The organism is Cupriavidus sp. SK-4 (genome assembly GCF_000611125.1).
Lineage (GTDB): Bacteria > Pseudomonadota > Gammaproteobacteria > Burkholderiales > Burkholderiaceae > Cupriavidus > Cupriavidus necator.
In genome coordinates this window covers 18,055-40,436 of sequence record NZ_JFJW01000090.1, presented here as the reverse complement: position 1 = coordinate 40,436, position 22,382 = coordinate 18,055, and the positions used below count along the sequence as shown (strand labels likewise).

Below are 22,382 nucleotides of genomic sequence, written 5' to 3'. Positions count from 1 at the left end.
AGCCCGCGGGGGTTTTTCTTTGGGGCGCGGCCGCAGCCTCCCGCTGGGGCCGCCGGGTCAGACCTCGACCACGCGGCACCAGTCGAAGCGCTTGTTTTCCAGCTCGCCGGTGCGGCGGCTGACGTAGCCGCGGGGGTTGCAGACCACGCGCGAATCATCGATGCAGTAGTCGAAGCTGGTGTGGGTATGGCCGTGGATCCACAGGTCCGCCTTTGCTACCAGGTCGGGCCGGCGCGACAGGAAGCCGCCGGAGACCAGGTCGTGCGAGTAGCGCGGGTCCAGGCTGCCCAGGTCAGGGCCGTGGTGCGTGACCACCACGGTCTTGCCATCGTAGGGTTGCGCCAGCTGCTCCGCCAGCCAGGCCGACGCGGCCTGGTGGCGCGCCAGCGCGTCCTGGGGTGTGAAATGGCGCGGACGGCCGTCGTCGCCGCGGAGTTCGATCAGCCGGTGATCCAGCATCACCGCCGCGCAAGCCTGCATCGCGTCATCGCGCCGGTCGGTGCCGAACAGGGTGTAGTCGGTCCACCAGGTGGTGCCGATGATGCGTACCCGTCCGTGTGCGCCATTGAATTCGGCCACTGTGCCATTGAGCACCTGTATGCCTGGGTGCGCCTCGGTGGCTTCGGCCATCAGGCGATCCACGGTATCGAAGTTGCTTTCGTAGTACTCGTGATTGCCGGGAACGTAGACCACCGGCTGACTGAAGGTGCGCGCGGCCCAGTCGATGCCGTCGCGCCCGTTGGCGATGTCGCCGGCCAGCACCACGATGTCGGCATCGCAGGCGGGCACGGACTGCGGCATGTTGTGCTCGATGTGGAGGTCGCTCAGGATGCGTAGCTTCATGGGGACTCCGAAAGGCGCATGGGGCTCGCTGCATGGGCCGCTACGGCGGCAGGCGGTTGCCTGCATTCTTAAGAAGCCAGCCCGTCTGGTCAAGTCCCGCGGATCTCGCCGAAAAGCAAAAAAGCCCGGAACCAGGTCCGGGCAAGTGACTGTCTAGCCGGCATTGCACCGGGAGACAGCCGGGGGAAACGATCGCGGTTTCCCGGGAGTATTACCCTCCTTGGCCGGCCATGGTCGGCAGGAGGACACGATAAATCTGGATAAAGGCTGGCCCGAGCAGCACCAGCAACAGCGACGGGAAGATGGTGAAGATCAGCGGGAACAGCAGCTTGAGCGCGATCTTGGCGGCCTGCTCCTCGGCCCGCATGCGGCGCTTGGTGCGCAGCATGTCGGACAGCACTCGCAGGGAGTCGCCCAGGCTGGTGCCGAAGCGGTCGGCCTGGATCAGCATGGAGGCGAACTTGTCCACGTCCTCAACGCCGGTGCGCAGCGACAGGTTCGACAGCGCCTTTTCCTTCGAGAAGCCCGAGCGAAGCTCCAGCAGCATCAGCTGCAACTCATCCGCGAGCACCGGGCAGCGCAGCGCCAGTTCATCGGCAACGCGCATCAGCGCCGCATCGAGCCCGAGGCCGGCCTCCACGCAGACGGTCAGCAGGTCGATCACGTCCGGAAACTCTTCAAACACCGTACGCTGGCGTTGCGCGACCTTGCGCGCGAGAACGAGGTTGGGCAGGTAGTAGCCGATTGCCCCCAGCACTGCCAGCAACACGAACATGATGTTCCGGTCCTGCAGGCCGGGCTGGCCGGCGGCTGCCAGCAGCCCGATCATCGGCAGGGCGATGGCCAGAACCGTCTTGGCGGCAAAGTACAGCGGTGCGGCACTGGCATTGCGCCAGCCGGCGTTCATGAAGCGCACGCGCAGCTGCGAGCTCTCCCAGCCTTCCTTGGGCAGTGACAGCCGCGATACCGGCTGCGCCCATTGCACCAGCTTTTCGTATAGCGCATTCTGCTTGCCAGGATCAGCCCCGAGCTGGCCCGCCTGGCCTGCAATCTGCTCCGCCCGTCCGCGCAAGCGGTTTGGCGAGAACACGTAGAGCACCCCGAACACCGTGCCGAACGCCGCCACGAAGATCAGCGCGAGCACGACAAACTGGTCCGCCTGAAACCCCTGGATAATGCCTTGCATGATGGACTCCCGTCAGGATGGCTGTCCAAGCCCTGCTTCTTCGAGCACTGCATGTACTTGTGGAACCGCACGCTGCACATTCATACCCGGATACGGATGATCTTGCGCATCCACAGCACGCCGAAGGTCATCGATACCAGAGCGCCGCCGATCAAGCGCAATCCAAGCGGGTCCTGCCACAGCACGTTCATGAAGCCTGGATTGACCACCAGGATCAGTCCGGCAGTGCAGAAGGGCAGCAAGCCCAGCACCCACGCGGACATCTTGCCTTCCGCCGACAGCACACGGATCTTGTCGAACAGCTTCAGCCGCTCGCGCACCATCGTGCCGATGGTGTCGAGGATTTCCGCCAGGTTGCCGCCGCTTTCACGCTGGATCAGTACCGCGATGACGAAATAGCGCAGGTCGCCCACCGGTACCCGGATGGCAAGGTTGGTCATGGCCTCATCCAGCGCCACGCCATAATTGATTTCCTCGAAGGTTGTGCGGAACTCCGGCCCGATCGGGGCCTTCATTTCCTGCCCGACCATGCCGAGCGCGCCACTGAACGAGTGCCCGGCGCGCAGGGCACGGCTGATCATGTCGACGGCATCAGCCAGCTGTGCCTCCATCCGCTTGATCCGCTTGGCGCGCTGGCGCATCACATGCAGCACTGGCAGCAGGGCAGCCAGCGCTGCACCGGCGAGCACCAGCGGTACCGGTATCGGCACCAGCGGAATCAGTGCCAGCGTGCACAGCGCCACCATCGCGCAGTAGCCCAGCAGTTGCGCCACCGACCAGGTGCTGCCGGATTGCTCCAGCCACCGGTCCAGCGCACTCACGCGGGGCACGCTCATCAGCCACTTCTGCAAGCGCGGCGAGCCCGCCAGCATGCGCTTCTTCAGGATCGACAACTGCTCTGCGCTGACATGTCCGCCTGCCGACAGCGCCCGCAGCCGCGCCTCGATGCGCTTGGCCGCGGGGCCATGGGCGTTGCTCCACCACAGGTAGATGCCCTCGACGCAGAGCACCACGGCCACGAACAGCAGGATGCCGAAGGCGTAGAAGATCGTGCTCATGTGTAGCTCCCCGGGATTGCTTGTTGTTGTATCGTGCCTGCGGATCAGACTTCGAAGCGTTTGGCCGGATCATAGGTCTCATCCGGCAGCCCCACGCCGAACACGCGCAGCCGCTCGGCAAACTTGGGGTACACCCCGGTCGCCCGGAAATTGCCGCGGACCGTGCCATCCTTGTCCACGCCCGTGCGCTGGAAGGTGAAGATCTCTTGCATGTTGATGATGTCGCCCTCCATGCCCGTGATCTCCTGGATGCTGATGATCTTGCGCCGGCCGTCGGTCATGCGCGCCGCCTGCACGATCACCGTGATGGCCGAGGAGATCTGCTGCCGCATGGCCTTGGCCGGCATGGTCAGACCGGCCATGCTCACCATGTTTTCCAGGCGCGTCAGCGCATCGCGCGGTGTGTTGGCGTGAATGGTGGTAAGCGACCCTTCGTGGCCGGTGTTCATCGCGTTGAGCATGTCCAGCGCCTCGCCGCCGCGCACTTCGCCCAGGATGATGCGGTCGGGGCGCATGCGCAGCGCGTTGCGCACCAGTGCGCGCTGGGTGATCTCGCCCTTGCCTTCGATATTGGGCGGGCGCGTTTCCAGTCGCAGCACATGGGGCTGGCGCAGCTGCAGTTCGGCCGCATCCTCGATGGTGACCACGCGCTCGTCTTCCGGGATAAAGCCCGAGAGGATGTTCAGCAGCGTGGTCTTGCCGCTGCCGGTGCCGCCCGATACCAGCACGTTGACTTTGGCCTGCGAGAGCGCCTGCAACAGCTGCGCCATCGGCGGCGTCAGGCTGCGCAGGTTCACCAGGTCGGACACCTGCAGCGGATTCACGGAAAAGCGGCGGATCGACAGCAGCGGCCCGTCGATGGCAGAGGGCGGGATAATGGCGTTGACGCGCGAGCCGTCGGGCAGGCGCGCGTCGACCATCGGGCTGGTCTCATCGATGCGGCGCCCGACGCGCGACACGATCTTCTCGATCACCTTCATCAGGTGCGCGTCGTCGTAGAACACCACGTCGGTCAGTTCCAGCTTGCCGCGCCGCTCCACATAGGTCTGGCGTGCGGTGTTGACCAGGATGTCCGACACGGTGGGGTCCTGCAGCAGCGGCTCGAGCGGGCCGAAGCCGAACATCTCGTCGTAGATTTCCACCGTCAGCTGGCGCCGCTCGTTGTCATTGAGCAGCACTTTCTGTTCGTCGATGATCAGGTTGACCAGCGCAGCGATCTCCTGCCGCACCTGCTCCTGCGGATAGCGCGCCAGGCGCTCCAGCTCGACGCGGTCCAGCACGGTCTCGTGCACGTCCCGCTTGAGTTGGTGGTAGCCGCCCGACACGGAGGCTGCCGACGTCGCAAACTGGATTGCGGCGTGGCCATTGGCAGTGAAGGCGGGCCCGGCATTGGCCAGCTGTTCGCGAATGGACATGATGAACTCCTCGTTATCGGCTTCGGTTGGCCGCCACCCTGGCTGGCCGTCGTCAGGGTATTCAGGTGCTCCGCGCGCGCAGCATCAGCCTGCGCAGCGGCGATACCGCTTCGGGCCTGCTGCGCCGCTCGGTTTCCGGCGTGGTGCACAGCTGCGTGGCCATGGCCTGCAGCGCGCGCGCCATGGCGCTGCGCCGGCTCAGCTTGGCGACCGGCTCGCCGTGGCTGACGGCCTCATCCACGGCGGCGGGGTCGTCGGGCAGGGTAAAGGCGGCCTTCATGCCGAAGATCTCCTCCATCGTTGCGCGCGGCATCTCGTTCTTGCGGCCGGTGCGGTTCAGCACCAAGCTGACCTTGTCGGTGGGATAGTGCAGCGCACGCAGGATATCGAGCAGCCGACGGCCCGGTCGCCCGAAAGAGATGGCTGGCTCGGCCACCACGCAGATGCGGTCGCTGTGATCCAGCATGCCGATCGACAACGGGTCGATGCTCTGGCCCAGGTCGAAGATCACGAAGTCATAGGCCGGCTGTACCACCGAGAGGATCCACTCCAGCTTGTCCTTCTGGATCTGGCTGGCCTTGATTGGATCGGCCGCACCCGCCAGCACGTCGAAGCCGTTGTCCACATGTACCAGGCAGGCTTCCAGGAAGGCGGCATCCATGCGGTCGATCTGGCTGCAGATATCGGGCAGTGTGGAAGGCGGGGTCTTGTCGCTGACGATATAGGTCAGGTCGCCGAAGTGCCGGTTCAGGTCCACCACCAGCACGCGCTTGTCAAGGTGGCGGGCCAGCGCGTCGCCGAGGTTGGCCGCCACGAAGCTGGTACCCGCGCCGCCTTTGCACGAGATCACCGAAATCACCTGTCCGGTCTCTTGCGCACGCGGCACGTGGCCGGCTTCCACGCGCTTGAGCGCCTCGGCCAGTTGCCCCTTGTCCAGCGGCCACGACAGCACATCGCGGATGCCGGCACGCATGGCCTTGATCAGCACCTCGGAGCTGGGCGCCTGCGTGATCAGGATGCAGGGCAGTTCAGGGTGTTGCTGGCGCAGGGTCTCGATGGCCTGCATCTGCGAGGCATTGATGGCCGGCAGTTCCAGGATGAGCAGGTCGGCCATGCGCAGCCGGCTGGCATGGAACGGGATACGCGACAGACCCTCCTGCAGCGTCATGGCCTGGAAGTTGCCAATTACGGCGCTGAGCCGGTTGATCTCGGCCAGCCGGTCGGCGTCTTCGGAAACGATCAGAATTCTGAGCATGGTGTGCTCCTGGTTCATGCGCGCTAGTTGCAGATCTTGCCGCTGGTGGCAGAGTCAAGGCTCTCCCGCGGCAGCGTGGTGGAGAACGGAGGCATCGATACCGTGATCGGAACGACCGGAATGAAGGTCTTGACCGAGACGTCGGCGACACTGACGGTGACGGAGCGGCAGGAATTGCGCGCGGTGTCGGCGTCGGCGTCGCAGCCGCTTGGCTCGTAGGCGACCTGGATATTGGTGTCCTTCAGCAAGGGCATCAGATACGTCATCCTGTCCTTGATGGCGGTGTCTGTGACGTCGCACACCACGGCGATGCGTGCGCCCAGTCGGGTGGCTTCGCCGGCGGTGTTCCAGTAGAACAGCACGCGGGAAAACTCGGCAATGCCAATCAGCAGCATGAAGAAGATGCTGGCGACCAGGGCGAACTCGATGGCCGCTGCGCCGGACTGCCGTGAACGCAGGTGCGTGGCGTGGATCGGAGTCATAGCACCTGCCTCATTACCGTTGCGATATCGGAGAACGCCAGGGCTCCCACATTGAGGTAGCTCTGCATCGGCGAGTAGGTAAACCCCGAGATCTTCACTTCCACCAGGTTGATGGTTCCCGCCGGCGTGCCTGAACTGCCTCCGCCTTCATAGATGGGGACGTTGGCAAACTGCTTGCCGCCGCAGCCGGTCGATTCAACGCGGTCGCAGACGACTACCATCGACGGGCTGAGGCCTTTCACAAGTACCGTGCCGCTGCAGGTGGTCTTGCCATAGACGGCAATGCATTTCGCCTGGTCCAGCGGGTAATTCGGCTCGCTGGGCGCGTACTGCGACAGGAAGCGTGCCGCATCACGCGTGGCCTTGGCCAGGGCGTTGTACTGGTAGATGGCGCGCCCGAACTCCGCCACCCCGGTCACCAGCATAAGCAAGGGCACCAGGATCAGCGCGAACTCCACGGCGACCGCTCCGCGTCGATTGCACCTGCGTTGCCTGCATCGCTTCATGATCGGCTCCTATTGCACCAGCACCGGCACGCGGGGACCAGCACCCGTGCTGGATCCGGGCACGCCCTGAGTCGCGCACGGGCTGGTTGGATCCTTCGAATCGCCAAGGTACTCGATGTAAGTCACATCCTTTACGCTGGGCTCCTGCATGGGTTGCACCATCAGCATGCAAGCCCAGGAGTCCACCGTGGCTTGCTTGGTAGCGGCAAGGTCATTGCAGTTCACCACTGGTACCTGTACCAGCCTGCGGTCGGCGCCAGCCTGGTGGATCAGCTTGGTCGACGGCGTGCCCTTGGTCTTCAGCCCGCTGTTCGCGTCGGTCTGGTACGGTTCGTTGGCGCCCCGCTTCTGGATGAAATCCGCGTAGGCGTTGCCGCCGTTCGGCGGATTCCATGTCGTGACGCTGTAGGCATAGCCCGCAAAGTCCGGGGCGCCGTTCTCCGGCCCCTTGTAAGAGCCGGTATAGATCCCGAAGCGGGTATTCCATGCCGGTATCAGCGCTGAGATGCTGCCTGGCTGGCCAACCTTGGACCCCACTACCGACAGGTCGCACTGTCCGCTGCCGGCAAGGAGGTCCGCCAGTTCGGAGGCGCCGCCTCCCGGGGGAGAAAGGTCAGCCCAGCCAAAGCTGCCGGGACCGTACGGATCCGACTCGTCCTTGGACTTGATCCAGTCGCCCCGGTTGTAAGCGGTTCTCACCGGATTCGCCGTTTGCGGCGTGCAGATATAGACCGGGATGGCACAGGCGGTTTGGGCGCTGGTAGTGGTCGCGACAGCCATGGCATTGACGGTGCTGGGCTTGATATCCATGCCTGGCAGCGCGTTGAGGACCTGGATGAACCAGTGGGCAATACCTGTGCGCTCGGCCGTGCATTTCACGTATTTGACCTTGTCGAGCGAGTACGGCACCTTGTCCTTGGTGTAGAAGGTATTGTCAGGTGTGTCGCTGTATGAGACGTTGAGGTTCTCAAACATTTCCACTGCCTTGCCCTGGAACAGCGCGGCGTTGCTTGTGCCCGTGGTGAGGCCGGCCGCCTCGGACACGAGCAGCGGCGTGGCCCCCGTTACGTCGCGCGCAGCAGCCAGCGCGCAAGCATCGACGCTGTTCTGCAGCTCGCTCTTGGTTACATAGAGCTTGCCCAGATCAAGTGCCAGCCCGACAAAGCCGATCAGCACTGCCAGCGACAGCCCGACGATGATGGCAACTGCGCCACGCTGGCGCGCGCGCCGTATCAGCCTGGGTCGTGCGAAGCCCGATGTAGACATGATCGCCTCCCGCGGTTCCGGTGCTCAGCGGCTGCCGCCGCCACCACCCACGCCCACGCCGCCATAGCCGCCTGCGCCGAAATCGATGGTCATGGAGGGTGCGCCGCCTTGCTGGCTCTTTGACAGCGAACGGTCGAAGTTCTTCATCGCCGCCACGGCGGTCTTGCCGTCGGTGCCGGTGACGGTCGGAAGGCCGGCAGGCGCGTCGGGATTGATGATCTGCATCTGCGTGACGGTGGCCAGCGCGACGCCGCGCTGGCCGTCCCATACCGGCGTTGAGGTCATGCAGGCCGACAGGCCCAGGCAGGCCAGGCTACCCAGCACCACGACGGTGGCGCTGCGCGAAAGCTTCAGTGTCTTGTTCATGGTCGTTCTCCGGTTCTGCTGGTGGCGCGGCGGATCAGTTGCCGCCCGATGCGGTGCGGCCGGCCGGAGCCGCAGCCCTGGCCTGGGCCAGGCGGGCGGCCGTGGCTTCGATGCGGGCGATGCGCGCGGTGGTGTCCTCGGCCGGCGGCGCGGCCGCCGTGTTGCGGGCGGGCGCCGGGGCTGGCAGGGCAGGAAGCTTGCTGGCGCCGGCAACTGGTTCCCGCGTAGCTGGCGCAGGCTCATCCAGCGGCTTGCCATTCGGCACGGCAGAGACCGAGGTGTTGGGCGTGCCTTCGCTGCGCGGTGCCGTAGGCGGCGTGGCGGGCGCTGCGGCCGGTGCGGCGGGCTGNNNNGGCTGCGACGGCGCCGGCGCGGGTTGCGGCGCGCGCTTGCCGTCGCCTTCCATATTGCCCATGAAGTACAGCGACAGCGGGTTGGGCGTGGAGAAGCTGTCGGTCGGCAGCGGATAGTTGCTGGTCTGCATCGGCTTGACCAGGCGCGGCGTGATGATGAACACCAGCTCGGACAGGTCCTGCTGGTACTGCGTGCTGCGGAACAGCGTGCCCAGCACCGGCACTTCGCCAGCACCCGGCAGCGCCTTGAGCGAGCCGCGCGCGCTGTCGGTCAGCAGACCGCCGATGGCGAAGCTCTCACCGTCGCGCATCTGCACGGTGGTGGAGGCGCGGCGGGTGGTGATCACCGGCAGAATGGTCTGGCCTGCCAGGGTGCCGCCACGGATGGTGGCGCCCGTGGGCGACAGTTCGGACACTTCCGGCGCGACCTTCAGGTGGATGCGGCCGTTGGCCAGCACGGTGGGCGTGAACTTCAGGCCCACACCGAACTCTTCCTCCTGCAGCGTGACGGTGCCGGCCCCGTTCAGCACGTTGGCCTGTGCCACCGGGATATAGATCTTGCCGCCCGCCAGGAAGCTCGCTTCCTGGCCGCTGATGGTGACCAGGTTCGGCTCGGCCAGGATCTTGACCAGGCTGTCGTTCTTCTGCGCATCGATGGCGAACTCGAATGGCTTGTTGTTGGCCTTGCTGCCGAAAAAGGCCGCCGACGCGCCGGTCAGCAACGACGTTACTAGGCCGCCGCTCCAGGAACCAAAGCCGCCCTGAAGATTCACCGCGGAACCGAGCTGGTTCAGCAGCGTCTTGGACACCTCCGCCACCTTCACTTCCAGCATCACCTGCTGCGGTGTGTCGACCGACATCATGTTCAGCACGTTGCCCTTCTTGTTGCCGTTGCCGTTGCCGTCGCCGCTGTGCGCCGCGTTGGCGTAGGCCTGGGCAATCTCCATTGCCTGCTGTGCGGTCTGCGCGTTGGTGACGCTGCCGGTCAGCACCAGGTTATCGGCGGCGGTCATGACGCGGATGCCGGGCTCGCCGGGCAACAGCTGGCCGAGCGAGGTCTGCAGGCCGCCAGCATCGGCATTGACCACCACGTTGATGATGGTGCAGCTGCCGCTGCGGCCCTGCACAATCATGTTGGTGGTGCCCACCGTGCGGCCCAGCACGTAGAGCGTTTGCGGCGACACCATGGTGGCCTGCACGACGCCGGGATTGCCCAGCGTGCGGTTGCGAACCGGCTCTGGCAGCGTGATCAGCTGTGACTTGCCAACCGCCACCATCACGCTGGATTCGCTGCGGATCGCGCCGGTGCAGTTGGGCCCGCGCGCCTCCGCGGACGTCACGGGCGGCGCCGACGCGGCCGGTGCGGCGGCTCCGGGCGTCATGCTGATGGTCATCTGCATCGGACCCTGGGGGGCCTTGGCGGCAGCCGGTGCGGTTGCCTTGGTCAGGTTGCCCGCCTCGATGGCGGCCTGTGCCGCGGCGGCCAGCGGCGTGCAGAGGATGGCGGCCAGCACCAGGATGCGGGTGCCGCCAGCAGCTTCGGATCGTTTCTGGTTCATTTTGAATCTCCCCCCGGAGAGGCTGTGTTGCAGCTCAGAATTCGTTGGATGCCGTGTGGAACGTGGTCAGAAGCACTCGACGCCGCCTTGCATGCCTGCCAGCACGCCGATGCAATTGCCAGAGCGCGCTGGTGCAGCAACCGTGCGGGTCTTCACCACGGTGCGCGTCGCCGTCTGGGTTACGACCTTGACGGGCGCTTCGGGCGCCTTGCCCAGCAAGGTCCCCTTGGTGGCGCCGCCGGTGTTGATGTCTGCCACATCCAGCTGGTTGCGCAGCACCAGCGACAGGGTGCCCACGCTGCGGGCCACATCGAGCTTCTCGGCCTGTTCGGGCGTGACTTCCAGCGTGACCGCGTTTACCACCTTGGGCTGGGTTTCGTCGCGGCTGACCTGTTGCGCTACCGCCAGCACCAGGATCTTCTCGAGCACGATCTTCGAGATGCTGCCGCTCTGCGCGGTCTTGGCTTCTTCGTTGGTATTGACGATCACGTCGACGTAGTTGCCCGGCAGCGCGAAGCCGGCCACGCCCACCACGTCGTTGACGCGCACCGTGATGGCACGCTTGCCGTCATTGATCACGGCGGACAAGCCACCCTTGGTGCCCACCGGCGCCAGCTTGGCGTCGAGGACAGGCTCGCCGCGCTGGAGGCTGGTGCGGACCACGCGGCCCTCCAGTGCCTTCATGTCTTCAAACGCGCCGGGCGGCACGCTGCCTGTCGGCCAGCTGACCATGCGCAGCTGGCTTCCGTTGAGCGGCTGGCCGAGGTTGAGGTCGTTGGCGGCGACGACCACCTGCCTGACCGAACCGGACGACTGCTGGACCAGCCATCGCGACGCGGATACCACTGCCGCCACGCCGGCGACGAGGGCAATCAGCAGCATCAGGATTGCGCGTGTGTTTTTCATGATGATTCTCCCCCTACAGTTGTCCGAAGATTCGGTGGTGCAGTTCAGCTTGCGGCGCGGTGGTCATCTGGCCATCGATGGCCAGCGCCCAGCGATGGCATGGCGTCGGCCGAAGCGCGCAGCCCGTAGTAGCCTTGCCATGCAGACAGCAGGCCTGCCTCGGTGACCTGCGCGGGCTGGCCGTGGTAGCGCACGCCCGAGTCCACCAGGCGGAGAAGGTCGCGCGGGATGCAGGCGAGCAGCGGCGTATCGCTGGCGTAGTGCAGGCTGTCGACCAGGAAATCGAACATCGCATCCGTGCTGGCCAGCCCGAAGTCAGCGGCGGTGCGCTGGTAGACCTCGCGGTAGTCGTCCACCGACAGCGGGCCCACGTAGAGCTTGCTGCCGAGCCGGCGCAAGAAGGCGTCGTCGCTCAGCTCCGACGGTTCGAGATTGGTCGAGAACACTGGCCAGACATCGAACGGCACCGAGAAGCGCACGCCGGTCTGCAGCGTGAACATGTCAATGCTGCGATCCAGCGGCACGATCCAGCGGTTCAGCAGTTCGCTGACGCCGACCAGTTGGCGGCCCAGGTCATCGATGATGTAGATGCCGTTGTTGGCCTTCATGTGGGGGGGCGCCTGGTAGAAGCCGGAGACGCGGTCATAGCGCAGGTCCAGCATGGACAGCGTCAGCTCGCCGCCAGACAGCACTACCGGGCGATGGCACAGGACCCAGCGGCGGTCCAGCGAGCGGCGCGCCAGCGATGCTTCGCTGTCGTCGAACGGCACATGGACCAGCGGGTCGAACACCTGGATGATTTCACCGGCCACGGTGATGGCATGCGGCACCGGTACCGCGCCAGGCAGCAGCGTGCCCAGGCGCTGTGCCAGGTAAGTCTTGCCACTGCCGGGCGGGCCATAGATCATCAGCGCGCGGCAGGTGTTCAGTGCCATGCCGATTGCGTCGAGCAGATGGACCGGGATCACCAGGTCATGGAATGCGGCAGTAACGTCCGCCTTGGTCACGGAAGCGTGGTTGACCGAGTGGCGCTTGACGGCATCGAGGTACGCATCCAGCGTGACCGGCGCAGTGCCGACATAGCTGCAGCGCGCCGAGGCTTCCGCCGCGCGGGTATAGCCGGCGTCAGTGAGCCGGAAGCGCACATCCAGGTCGCTGGCGCCGCGGTGCGCGATCTCCAGCAGGCGCTCGCGCACGGCGACGGCCGCGATTTCATTGACCACCAGTGCCGGCAGCTTGAGCGTGTCGGCCAGTACTGCCAGCGTGACGGTGCGGTGCTGGTAGGCGGCCTTCATCAGCAGCCCGAGCAACTGCGAGATCTCCAGGCCGGTATCGGCAATCGTGCGCGGCAGCACATGCCAGGGCGGCATCGGCACCGTGCCGTGCTCGGCATGGACATTCCTGCCGGTCGCGACGGGCTCGAGGAGCCGTGGTGCGTGACCTGAGTCGTGATGCTCGTTCATTGCCGTCCCCTGTTCTCTGGTCAGTGTGTTCGCATTCCTGAAGGCGCCCGTGACTGGTCGGCGCGTTGTGTCCCTTGTGGCTTGTGTCATGTGCCGGCAAAGAGCATGGTCAGCGTCCCGGCGGCGATCACTACGCCGTAAGGCATGGAGCCGGCGGAGGCCCCGGCTTGAGGTTGCACCGGCCGTGAACCAGGTACCAGGGCGGCGATCAGCATGTGGCCCACTCGGGCGAGGGTCGAGCGTCCCTGTCCTGTGGCAAGCACCTGTATCAGCGCCCAGATCCCGCCAATCACGCAGGTTGCCAACGCGATCTTCAGCACCATGCTGACGCCGAGCCAGGCGCCCACGGCTGCCATCAGCTTGACATCGCCGGCCGCCATGCCGCGCATCAGATAGAAGGGTAGCAACAGCACCAGGCCCGCCGTCCAGCCAAGAAGCCACGCCAGCGAGCCGGCTGCCAGGCCATGCATTGCAGCCATCATGGGCAGCGCGGCGATCAGGGCGCCGAAGGTCAGCCAGTTGGGAATGCGTCGCCGATGCAGGTCGATGGCCGCGGCGGTGAGCACGATGCCGATCGTGGCGGGGCCGACAAAGGGGCCGACAAAAGGGGCGAGGGCGGTGGCGGCTTGCATGGTGATGAGTTCTGGCTGCTTGGGTTGTTTTCCGGACAGATGCAAGTCGGATGTCTTAGGGCATCCTGAAGGCGATCAACTCGTACATGCCTTTCACCGCATCGCCGAGCGTGACCACTGAGCCGAAAATTGCCATGGCGATCAGACTGCCGAGCAATGCGTATTCAATAGACGTGACACCCTGGTCGTCGCGCAGAAGATCTGTTGACCTGGCGAGGAGCTTCGACATTTGGTGTCTCCGGTGTCTGTGGTGGTTGCCGCTTGGAAGTGCGTGCCGCATGGCTGACCGGAACAGGCCAGCCATGCGGGCGTGCCGACTATCAGGCGGGCAGAGCGTTGGTGAGGGTATCGCCAATGAACTTGAAGATGAGGTTCAGGTTCGTGCCAATAAGCTGAACCGAAACGATGATGACAACTGCGATGAGTGCTGCAATCAGACCATATTCAATGGCGGTCACACCGTCTTCATCACGGATGAATTGCTTGATCATGGTGGTCAGGTTTTGCATGACAAACTCCTTGGGTTGGGGACAAGCACTGCAGGGTTACGAACTGCGGATAAGGCAACTGGCACCGGATATCAATGCCTGGAAGTCCGGAAGCAGGGCGGTGCGCAGATAGCGCATGCATGGAACGGCCACTGCCCGGGACCGCCGTGCACACCGAGCGGGTTGCGTGACTGCAGCCGGCGTTGTGCCGACGCATGCATGCACCGCGCGGCGTGCTGCACATGGCCTGCGCGAGCCAGGCAACGGAACGGCGCGCTGCTGGTGCCCCTGGCAGCAGCAGCGTGGCCGATATTCCGGTGTGGCATCGCAGGTTGGCGTGCGACTGGCATGGTGAAGCTCCCCTTATCTTTCTGGAACTGATGCCGGCGAACGTTGCGCCGGCATCGCGGCAATCAGGACTGCGGTGCCGCGTGCCTGACATAGGCAAACGCCAGGCCAGGCCAGTGGAAACCGTTGTGCCACAAGGGTTTGCGGGTAGCGATGCGCGGTGGCCACAGGCTCGGCGGGCCTGCAGGCGGCCTTTCGGCCACGCTTCGTTGCTGGGTGGAAACGCGGGTCTTGCAAGCCATTCCGGACCCCACTACGGATGTCCTAGATCGCGGGACGTGCTCAAGTGGGCCGCGCTGGCGAAAGAGGGCGGCAACTTCATCCAAAAGCATGAGGCAGCGTTCGCGCCGAGGTTCGGCATTCGTCGCAGTCGGTAGTCCTCCTGGCTGCTTCGGTTCCCTTTTTGCGGTGACGGCCAGACTGACGGATGAGAACGTCTTCTGCCGAGGCAACGTTTCCGAATCGAAACATTGCGAAGTACGCCAGGGCCGCGGGAGTGCCGGCAGGTTCCACAGGCAGTCCCTTCAAACCCTTGTGTGCAGGGGGCTGCAGGCTCGCGCGGCCGCGTGATTCACCTTGGAAACATGGCATGTGAGATGGCTGTTCTTCGCTGCAATCGCAGGCGTGCGCGCGGGTGGGCGCAATCGACTTGCGAAGGGGGAGCTGCGCGACAAGGCATGCGGTTCACGCAGGCTTCGCGTCTTGTCGACGGCCTGCCGGGGGGCGGCGCTGCCGGGTATTGGGTGTGCATCGCGATTGGAGCTCGCGAGGGCGAGAGCCGTGGCAGGTGCGGGGGGCAAGGCAGCCACCTTGCATTGCCGATGGCCGCAGGGGCTGCGCTATAAGCTGTGATGCGACGCGCCCTGCGGACCGGGGCATCGCATGAGCGCGGAAGCTCAGCCCAACGCTGCCAGCAGCCATGCAGCGCCATGGCGTGGCCCGCTACGGCCACGCAGGGTGCCGGGACGCCCGCCATGCCGCAATTTGCGACGCACGCTGCAGGCTAGCCGGAAATGGGCACAGGCGGGCGGGTAACGGCCCTATTGTTCACGGACATAGGCGACGGCATTCTTATCCTCATGCACTTTTCGCCAGCCCGGTAAGCCATGGATCAGCTTTGCTGCAGGACTTGAGGGTTCCAGAACGGCCCATCGGATCTTGTATTCCTGGATCAGGGCCTGCAGCATCTTGGCATCGCCAGAATAGGCTGCCATATACCTTCGCACGAAGTCGTCGCCGTAGAGGTCGGCGCGGCCGTCGATGAGCGGCGCAATTCCGGAGAATATGAGGTAGCCGCCGAAGTTGTAGCTATTGAAGACCGGCCCGGTGCCACCTGCCGCCATGGCCGCGTTGACGGCCTCACGGGGCTGTATCCGACCCTGGTCGTGCTGGATGCCATTGGCAAGGAAGGCGATGCTGGCCATGAACAGTGCCATGCACAGTGCGGTAATGGTTCGAATACTCCGTAGTGACAGGCGCGGCTTGACTTCCGGACGGATGGCTGCGCGTAGCTGGGGGCCGGCGCTGGGCATCAGCAACAGCGGGGCCAGCAGCCCCAGCAGCTCGGCATAGCGCGCGAAGGTCAGGGCAAGATGAATCAGCCCGAAGCACATCAGGATCCGGATCGCAGGCAGGCGGAGCCCGAAGTAGAGCGCGCCGAACAGCACAAAGCCAAGCCACAGCTCGATTGGCTGGATCAAGCGGAAATCCGGTGCCTTCCATTCGTTGATGATGCTGAGCGAATAACTCATGCCGGAAACGTGGAAGGGGAAGAGCAGGCCGTCCACGCCGTTCGGTGTCAGCAGGGCCGCCATGACGGTCAGTGCCAGGAACGGTGCCCATGCCTGCGCGCTCCGGCGTGGATGTCCTTCAGTCAGGATGGCCTCAACGGCCAGCGCGCCGGCCAGCCCGATACCGAGAAGGAAGCTGCCATGCAGGTTGGCCCAGGCCAGCATGACGACCGGCAGCCACAGGCTGGGTCGCTTGCCTTGCTCACGCGCCAGCACAAGTTGGGCGGCCCAGATCACCATCAGCGGCCAGGCCAGCGCATGGGGGCGGGCGAGCAGATGCTGGGCCAGCGTGAGGAAGGCCAGGAGTGTCCCGGCGAACGCATGTAGTGGTTCGATATAGCGCAGCAGGAACCGCAACAGTACGGTCAGCGTGACAGCGGTCGCCAGCGCGGTGACCAGCACCGGCCCGGCCCAGCCGAGCCAGGCATGGGATGCGCCAAGGATGACTTCGGCCAGCCATTCATGCGGAATCCATTTTGCGCCGTGAAAAGAGAACGAGAAAGGATCGGTCGCTGGCACTGCATGGTTGGCAAGGATCCATTTGCCGGCGGCGATGTGCCAGAGGGTGTCGGCATCCACCAGCAAGCGGCCACCGATAAATGAGAGGATCGAGAACAGGCTGAGTCCGAAGAGGGCGACCCAGAACCACTGCTTCGTGGCGAACTGCTGGAGCAGGCTTTCCCTGCTGGTCGTCTCCACCCAGGTCGTGTTGATTTTCATGGCGTCTCGCGGTGGCTGTAGTGGTTACCCATCCGGATCAGGTAGGAAAGGCGCGCGGCTGGCCCGGCGCCGCCGGGGCGCAGTTGCCGGGCTGTCGCAATAACCGCGCCATTGACGAAGGTGCCCTTGTTTCCCGGGGGAGAGAGCGCCGCCTGGGTGCGCGCCTTGCCGAGCTGGAGACAAGGTGCCCGTGCTTCCGTTTCCACTACGAATCGTGCTTAATTCTTTGAAGCTCGCGGTTGCATGCGAGGCAGCGCGCACGTGCGGCCATCCTTGCGCCAAAAGTATGAGTCGGAGCGCGCGGCACACAGTGCATTTGGTGGAGACCGACGCGCAATCCCGCCGCTGAGCCCCCAGCGCGGGAGGAGTCGCAGGGAGTAAGCCGCCCGATGGACAACGTTTCAGCGGGGAAACGCGCGCTGTCGCCGGGGAGCAGCTGTGCCCCGGTCAATGCCGGGAGAACCGGAATGGCATGCGGGATTGCGGTCGGAGCGGGTCGTGATTCAGCCTGGAAACGCTCGCACAAGTCCGGATTTCAGCGCCTCGCCCAGGGCCATGGTTCTGCTTGTACATCGGTGGGCGCCTGACCAGAATGGAGCCAGTACACCGATGCATCGCCGCTGCATTGCCAAGAAGAACATGGGCCGGCGCTGCCACAGAATATCAGGGGGATGGGGAGCGATGAGCCTGGACCATAGCCCGGCAGCAACGCCGGGGTTAGTGAGGTCGCGGCATTGGCTGGACCTGGAGCGTCTCAGGGCCTACAGCGTTGCCGTGCTGATTATCTATGGTGCCTTGATCGTGATATGGGCATTGAAAACGAAGGGCTTCACCACGGATTTACTGGGTCGCCCTGGCGTAGATTTCTCGGCCTTCTGGAGTGCGTCGTATCTGGTCATGAAGGGACAAGCCGCCAGGGTCTATGACTACGAGACGCTGCAACCCGTCATAGCGGCGTTCGGTGCAGTCCGGGGCGAGGGTAAGTTTTTCCTGCCGTGGGTCTATCCCCCCACCTTCCTGTTATTCGTGATGCCGCTGTCCTTGTTGCCGTTTGTAGCGAGCTATCTGCTTTTCATCGGCAGCACGGCAGTCGTGTACATCACCGCGGTATTCAGGATCCTGGCCTTTCCCGGTGTGCCGCGCCACGTGGTATGGCTGCCCGTGCTGGCGTTTCCCGGAATCCATGAGGCTGCCTTGATCGGGCAGAACTCGTTACTGACGGCCGGCATGGCGGCATGGGCGCTGATCCAGTTGAGAACCCGGCCGGTGCTGGCGGGGGTTCTGATTGGCTTGCTGAGCGTGAAGCCGCAGCTGGCGGCGTTGCTCCCCGTAGCATTGGTGGTGGACCGCGCATGGAAGGCATTCTTTACCGCTGCGGCAACCGCAACTGCGATTGCTGCCTGCAGCATTGCTCTTTGGGGATGGGAAACCGTACCCGCGTTCCTGGAAAGCGGCACGCTCTTCAGGCAGATCGTGCTTGAGCAGGGCGAGATTGGATGGCGCCATTGTCCGACCGTCTTCGCCATGATGCGCCGGGCCGGGGCGCCAGTGGCGGTCGCGTACTTGGCCCAGGGGCTGGGCGCGGTCTTTGCGATCTGGGTGCTGGTCAGAGCCTGGCGCGGCCAGAGTTCGACGGCACTGCGTATTGCTGCGCTGGCCGCGTCCACCGTGATGGTAAGCCCCTACCTCTGGTACTACGAACTGACCTGGCTGGGATTGGCGATCGCAGGCCTGGCAGTCGAGGGTGTGAAGCACGGCTGGATGAAAGGGGAGCGGGAACTGCTGGTGGTGGCATGGCTGCTGCCATTTGCCCTGAGCATGAATCAGGCGGGTCATCTGCCACCTGCCGGGCCGCTGGTGACACTGTTGATGCTGATGGCAATCCTGCGCAGGGCCCGGACCGGGGAGCGGTTCGCACCAGGCAAATAACAAGGCGCATGAATGCGCAATCACGACGGTGTGTGCACAAGCCACCCCGTCTCGGGAGGGGATCATGTCGGGTCCATACGGTGTCAGGCTGCTGTCTCTGGTTGTACCTTGCTACAACGAGTCAGAGAGCATCAGCAAATTCTTCGCGAGCGTCATTCCAGTGCTCGAATCCATCGATGCGATGCGCTTCGAGATCGTGCTGGTGAACGACGGCAGCTCGGACGACACGCTGGACAAGCTCATTGCATATTCGCGCCGCGACGCACGGGTGCGAGTCGTGGACCTGACGCGGAATTTTGGCAAGGAAGCTGCCTTGACTGCGGGACTCGACGAAGCCCTTGGCGACGCGGTGATTCCCATGGACGCTGATCTGCAGGACCCGCCCTCACTGATCCCTGAGCTGGTCATGCGCTGGCGGGAAGGGGCAGAGGTGGTGCTTGCCCAGCGCGCCAGCCGCGTATGCGACTCCTGGCTCAAGCGCGTGACCGCGGGCGCCTACTACCGCATCCATAACAAGATGTCCGACCAGAAGCTGCCCGTGAACGTCGGGGATTTCCGCCTGATGGACCGGGTGGTGATCAATGCGCTCAAGCAGATGCCGGAACGACGCCGCTTCATGAAGGGGTTGTTCGCGTGGGTGGGCTACAAGACCGCGATCGTCCGCTATGAGCGCGAGTCGCGCAGTGCCGGGCATTCCAAGTTCTCGGGCTGGCGTCTGTGGAACCTCGCGCTCGAGGGCATTACCAGCTTCAGCACCATCCCGCTGCGCAGCTGGACGTACATCGGAATCCTGATCGCGCTTGGCGCGTTCTGCTACGGCACCTTCATCGTGGCACGTACCCTGATCCTCGGCATTGATGTCCCCGGCTATGCGTCGCTGCTTTCGGTACTGCTGTTCCTGGGGGGCATCCAGCTGATCGGGCTGGGGGTGGTCGGTGAGTATGTCGGCCGCATCTATGATGAAGCCAAGGGGCGGCCGATCTATCTGGTGCGGCGCCGTTATCAGGATACCGGCCAGGACAAGCTCATCGCCTCGGGAAGGCGTGTGATCCGGATCGACCGCGGGCATGTGAGCAGTGGCCGCTAAAGCGTGCCGGGCCTGGCTGCGGGACGATACCTAGTCCCGATACGTCCAGGCCCGGTGCGCAAGGTAGGTGAAGAGCGGCACCGTCAGGACCACGCCGGCCAGGCCCGCCCAATAGCTGGCCCTCAGATATTGGGCCGTCCAGGAAATGCCCATGGTCAGGCCCAGCCCAAGCAGGGATACGCCGGCAAAGCGGCCCAGGGTCCGGTTGCGCAGCCGCGACGAGAAGCTCCACAAGGTGTTGAGAAGATAGGAGCAGGCGGTCGCGCACACGAAGGCCACGCAGTTCGCCGCGACCGGTGAGGCCGTCAGCGTGGTGACCAGCGTCGCGGTGATGGCGACATGCACTCCCGTCGAGGTGGCGCCCGATATCAGGAAGCGCGTGACCCGGCGAAGTTCGGGCGTGGTGATGCTGGCGCTCACGATGCGCGCACGACCGCCATCAGCGAAATGCCGAACGGCAGCGATCCGTGTGCCAGCCAATGGCGTTCCGTGCTGAACAGGCGGTGCAATGCCTGGTTGACGGGTCGGGGCGGGAGACCCGCTCCCGTTGCCTTCCGGCTGCCGCTCAGCCGGTCGCTGATGCGGGCCGCCACAGCAAGCGGGAACAGCAGCGTGTTGAAATAGGACATCCGTTCCACGCGCATGCCGCACCGGCTGGCGAGCGCATGCAGCGACCGCTTGCCATAGCGGCGCTGGTGATGCAGGAAGACGTCGTGGGAACTCCATAGCCACTGGTAGGCGGGCACGGTAATGAGTGCAGCGCCGCCGGCTTTCAGCATCCTTGCGGTGCAGTCCAGTGCCCCGGCATCGTCGGCGATGTGTTCCAGGCAATCGAGCAGGCAGACCAGGTCGAAGCTGTGTTCCGGGAACGGCATGTCGTCGGGGCACCGGCCACTGCGGATGTCGTAGGCCCCCAGGGTCTTCTCCCGCGCCATCCGCAGGGCGGTGCCATCCATTTCCACGGCGCTGACGTTGCCGAACCGTGACAGCATCTCAAGGTTTCCGCCGGTGCCCGCGCCGATCTCCAGGATCGACGCGTCGCGCGGCAACGCCAGGCCGGACAGGATCGTGCCGACGATTTCGCGCCGCCCCCGGAACCACCAGTGGCAGGCTTCGGTTTCGGCCATTTCAAGGTAGGCATCAGGTGACATCGGTCGGTTCCTCCGTGATGGATCGGCTAGCCCTGCACGCAGATCAACCCCAGATCCCCCTTCTTCACCTGCAGCTTGTAATCCCGCATCAACCTGAACAACGTTACCCGCGAAATCCCCAACTCTGCCGCCACGTCAATCAGCCGTTCATGATGCCGCTGCAGCGCCTCGACGATCGCGGTCTGCTCGGCCGCTTCGCGGATGGCCGCGAGCGTGAGCGGACGGTCCTCGACGGGGGTGGCCAGCTCCAGGTCGTCGGGCTGGATCACGCCGTCTTCGCACATGGCGGCGGCGTGGCGGATGCGGTTGATCAGCTCGCGCACGTTGCCGGGCCAGTTGTGCTGCTGGATCGCGCGCAGCGCCATCGGTGAGAAGCCGCGGATGCGTGCCGGCGACTGCTTGCGCACGTTGTCCAGCACGTGTTCGGCGATCAGCAGGATATCGCTGCCGCGTTCGCGCAGCGGTGGCTGGCGCACGCGCAGCACGCACAGCCGGTGGTAGAGGTCGCCGCGGAAGCGTTCGGCGGCGATCGCGGCTTCCAGGTCGACGTGGGTGGCGGAGATGATGCGCACATCGACCTCCACCGATTCCGTGCCGCCCAGCCGCTCGATGCGGCCGGTTTCCAGGAAGCGCAGCAGGCTGGTCTGGCTTTCGATCGGCATGTCGCCGATTTCATCGAGGAACAGGGTGCCGCCCTGTGCCATCTCGATGCGGCCGGGCTTGCGCTTGGTCGCGCCGGTGAAGGCGCCGCGCTCATAGCCGAACAGCTCTGACATCAGCAGCGTGGGTGGGATCGCCGCGCAGTTGACCGCGACGAAGGGGCGCGAGGCCCGCTCCGAGGCGCGGTGGATGGCATGAGCGGCCAGTTCCTTGCCGGTGCCGGACTCGCCGGAGATCAGCACGGGCGTGTCCCAGCGCGACACCTTCTCGATACCGCGGAAGAGCGATTGCATGGCCGGGCAGCTGCCGATCATGCCGTCCGGGCGCGCGGTGCCGGGGCGGGCATGCTGCGCGCCCGGGCGCAGTTGCGCCATGCCGAGCGCGTGGCCGAGCGATTCCGCCAGGCGCGGGTGCTCGGCCGGTGCGGTGTAATAGTCGACGAAGTACAGGCCCAGCAGCCGGCGCGCGGATTCGGTCAGGGACTCCTGGCCGGCGATGATGCCGATCCAGCCGATATGCGGCAGCGAGAGCCAGGGCTCGAACGATTCCAGGTCGGCATCGCTGAAGCCGCCTTGCAGGTCGAGCATCGCCGCAAGCGGCTGGTTGCCCGGGGGCAGCGCGTGGAGATCTTGCAGGTTGGAGGCGAAACTGATCTTCCAGCCACGCTGTGCGAGCATCCTGCAGAGCATGGCGTCGTGGTGCTGCGACAGGTACAGCAGCGGGCGGTTGGTGTACGCGCTCATAGAATTTCCCCGGATCTTTTGTTTTTACAAAGCCGGCGGCCTGCTGTCGCGGGTCACTGGCTTCGTTGGCTCTAAGGCTTGCGCCTGCCGCAACATATCAATGCCGCGGCCTGGCGCTCTCCCTAAAAGTTGCTGCCGGCGGCGCTGCGCTGCGCGGGCCGGTGGGCCCGTTTTCG

At 64.9% G+C, this 22,382-nt stretch carries 22 protein-coding genes and 1 pseudogene; 2 read left to right on the top strand and 21 right to left on the bottom strand.

Features of this window, described 5'->3' with window-relative positions:
• Nucleotides 1-57 precede the first annotated feature (57 nt).
• The 18 genes and pseudogenes from CF68_RS19610 to CF68_RS37135 form a co-directional block, all read right to left on the bottom strand.
• On the bottom strand, nt 58-843 hold the full coding sequence (locus CF68_RS19610; RefSeq protein WP_035821928.1) for a metallophosphoesterase: 786 nt from the start codon (nt 841-843) through the stop codon (nt 58-60).
• Nucleotides 844-1,054: 211 nt separating this feature from the next.
• A complete protein-coding gene (locus tag CF68_RS19605; protein WP_035821926.1) occupies nt 1,055-2,029 on the bottom strand; it encodes a type II secretion system F family protein in 975 nt (324 codons plus the stop codon).
• Nucleotides 2,030-2,109: 80 nt separating this feature from the next.
• On the bottom strand, nt 2,110-3,087 hold the full coding sequence (locus CF68_RS19600) for a type II secretion system F family protein (protein WP_035821923.1): 978 nt from the start codon (nt 3,085-3,087) through the stop codon (nt 2,110-2,112).
• Between the two features lie 44 nt (nt 3,088-3,131).
• Nucleotides 3,132-4,502, bottom strand: a complete 1,371-nt coding sequence (locus tag CF68_RS19595) for a CpaF family protein (protein WP_013955760.1) — start codon at nt 4,500-4,502, stop codon at nt 3,132-3,134.
• Nucleotides 4,503-4,563: 61 nt separating this feature from the next.
• Nucleotides 4,564-5,757 carry an AAA family ATPase gene (locus CF68_RS19590; protein WP_035822085.1) on the bottom strand — a complete coding sequence of 398 codons (1,194 nt, stop codon included), beginning with the start codon at nt 5,755-5,757 and terminating at the stop codon, nt 4,564-4,566.
• A gap of 23 nt (nt 5,758-5,780) precedes the next feature.
• Nucleotides 5,781-6,239: a TadE/TadG family type IV pilus assembly protein gene (locus CF68_RS19585; protein WP_035821921.1), complete on the bottom strand. Its 459-nt coding sequence runs from the start codon at nt 6,237-6,239 to the stop codon at nt 5,781-5,783.
• Nucleotides 6,236-6,745 carry a TadE/TadG family type IV pilus assembly protein gene (locus CF68_RS19580; protein ID WP_035821919.1) on the bottom strand — a complete coding sequence of 170 codons (510 nt, stop codon included), beginning with the start codon at nt 6,743-6,745 and terminating at the stop codon, nt 6,236-6,238. The genes CF68_RS19585 and CF68_RS19580 overlap by 4 nt, the downstream gene beginning before the upstream one ends.
• A 9-nt stretch (nt 6,746-6,754) precedes the next feature.
• Complete coding sequence (locus tag CF68_RS19575; RefSeq protein ID WP_035821917.1) at nt 6,755-8,011, bottom strand: pilus assembly protein TadG-related protein; 1,257 nt, start codon at nt 8,009-8,011, stop codon at nt 6,755-6,757.
• Between the two features lie 24 nt (nt 8,012-8,035).
• A complete protein-coding gene (locus tag CF68_RS19570) occupies nt 8,036-8,377 on the bottom strand; it encodes a hypothetical protein (RefSeq protein ID WP_035821914.1) in 342 nt (113 codons plus the stop codon).
• Between the two features lie 34 nt (nt 8,378-8,411).
• A pseudogene (locus CF68_RS38485) lies at nt 8,412-8,726 on the bottom strand (type II and III secretion system protein family protein); the annotation flags it as partial.
• Nucleotides 8,727-8,730: 4 nt separating this feature from the next.
• On the bottom strand, nt 8,731-10,289 hold a 1,559-nt coding region (locus tag CF68_RS19565), incomplete at its 3' end, for a type II and III secretion system protein family protein (RefSeq protein WP_235205820.1).
• A gap of 66 nt (nt 10,290-10,355) precedes the next feature.
• Nucleotides 10,356-11,195, bottom strand: coding sequence for a Flp pilus assembly protein CpaB (gene cpaB, locus CF68_RS19560; RefSeq protein WP_035821910.1), 840 nt, complete (start codon nt 11,193-11,195; stop codon nt 10,356-10,358).
• A 44-nt stretch (nt 11,196-11,239) separates the two neighbouring features.
• The gene (locus CF68_RS19555; protein ID WP_035821907.1) at nt 11,240-12,658 is read right to left on the bottom strand and encodes an ATP-binding protein; all 1,419 of its coding nucleotides are present in this window, start codon (nt 12,656-12,658) and stop codon (nt 11,240-11,242) included.
• Between the two features lie 86 nt (nt 12,659-12,744).
• Complete coding sequence (locus CF68_RS19550; protein WP_035821905.1) at nt 12,745-13,290, bottom strand: prepilin peptidase; 546 nt, start codon at nt 13,288-13,290, stop codon at nt 12,745-12,747.
• A gap of 55 nt (nt 13,291-13,345) precedes the next feature.
• Complete coding sequence (locus CF68_RS19545; protein WP_035821902.1) at nt 13,346-13,519, bottom strand: Flp family type IVb pilin; 174 nt, start codon at nt 13,517-13,519, stop codon at nt 13,346-13,348.
• A 91-nt stretch (nt 13,520-13,610) separates the two neighbouring features.
• The gene (locus CF68_RS19540) at nt 13,611-13,799 is read right to left on the bottom strand and encodes a Flp family type IVb pilin (RefSeq protein WP_035821899.1); all 189 of its coding nucleotides are present in this window, start codon (nt 13,797-13,799) and stop codon (nt 13,611-13,613) included.
• Between the two features lie 1,367 nt (nt 13,800-15,166).
• Nucleotides 15,167-16,636 carry a hypothetical protein gene (locus tag CF68_RS19535; RefSeq protein ID WP_035821897.1) on the bottom strand — a complete coding sequence of 490 codons (1,470 nt, stop codon included), beginning with the start codon at nt 16,634-16,636 and terminating at the stop codon, nt 15,167-15,169.
• The gene (locus CF68_RS37135) at nt 16,633-16,842 is read right to left on the bottom strand and encodes a hypothetical protein (protein ID WP_152548519.1); all 210 of its coding nucleotides are present in this window, start codon (nt 16,840-16,842) and stop codon (nt 16,633-16,635) included. Before CF68_RS37135 ends, CF68_RS19535 begins: the two co-directional genes overlap by 4 nt.
• Before the next feature lie 475 nt (nt 16,843-17,317).
• Here CF68_RS37135 and CF68_RS19530 point away from each other — a divergent pair, with 475 nt between their 5' ends.
• Together CF68_RS19530 and CF68_RS19525 are read left to right on the top strand one after the other, a co-directional pair.
• Nucleotides 17,318-18,565: a glycosyltransferase family 87 protein gene (locus CF68_RS19530; RefSeq protein ID WP_035821895.1), complete on the top strand. Its 1,248-nt coding sequence runs from the start codon at nt 17,318-17,320 to the stop codon at nt 18,563-18,565.
• A gap of 64 nt (nt 18,566-18,629) precedes the next feature.
• On the top strand, nt 18,630-19,652 hold the full coding sequence (locus tag CF68_RS19525; protein WP_035821893.1) for a glycosyltransferase family 2 protein: 1,023 nt from the start codon (nt 18,630-18,632) through the stop codon (nt 19,650-19,652).
• 30 nt (nt 19,653-19,682) lie between these two features.
• Here the strand turns inward: CF68_RS19525 and CF68_RS19520 are convergent, their stop codons facing one another.
• The 3 genes from CF68_RS19520 to CF68_RS19510 are packed head-to-tail and all read right to left on the bottom strand — an operon-like array spanning nt 19,683 to nt 22,206.
• Nucleotides 19,683-20,072, bottom strand: coding sequence for a GtrA family protein (locus tag CF68_RS19520; RefSeq protein ID WP_051591598.1), 390 nt, complete (start codon nt 20,070-20,072; stop codon nt 19,683-19,685).
• Nucleotides 20,069-20,803 (bottom strand): bifunctional 2-polyprenyl-6-hydroxyphenol methylase/3-demethylubiquinol 3-O-methyltransferase UbiG, encoded by a 735-nt coding sequence (locus CF68_RS19515; protein WP_035821891.1) that lies wholly within the window; start codon nt 20,801-20,803, stop codon nt 20,069-20,071. Before CF68_RS19515 ends, CF68_RS19520 begins: the two co-directional genes overlap by 4 nt.
• A 26-nt stretch (nt 20,804-20,829) precedes the next feature.
• The gene (locus CF68_RS19510) at nt 20,830-22,206 is read right to left on the bottom strand and encodes a sigma-54 dependent transcriptional regulator (protein WP_035821889.1); all 1,377 of its coding nucleotides are present in this window, start codon (nt 22,204-22,206) and stop codon (nt 20,830-20,832) included.
• Nucleotides 22,207-22,382: the final 176 nt, after the last annotated feature.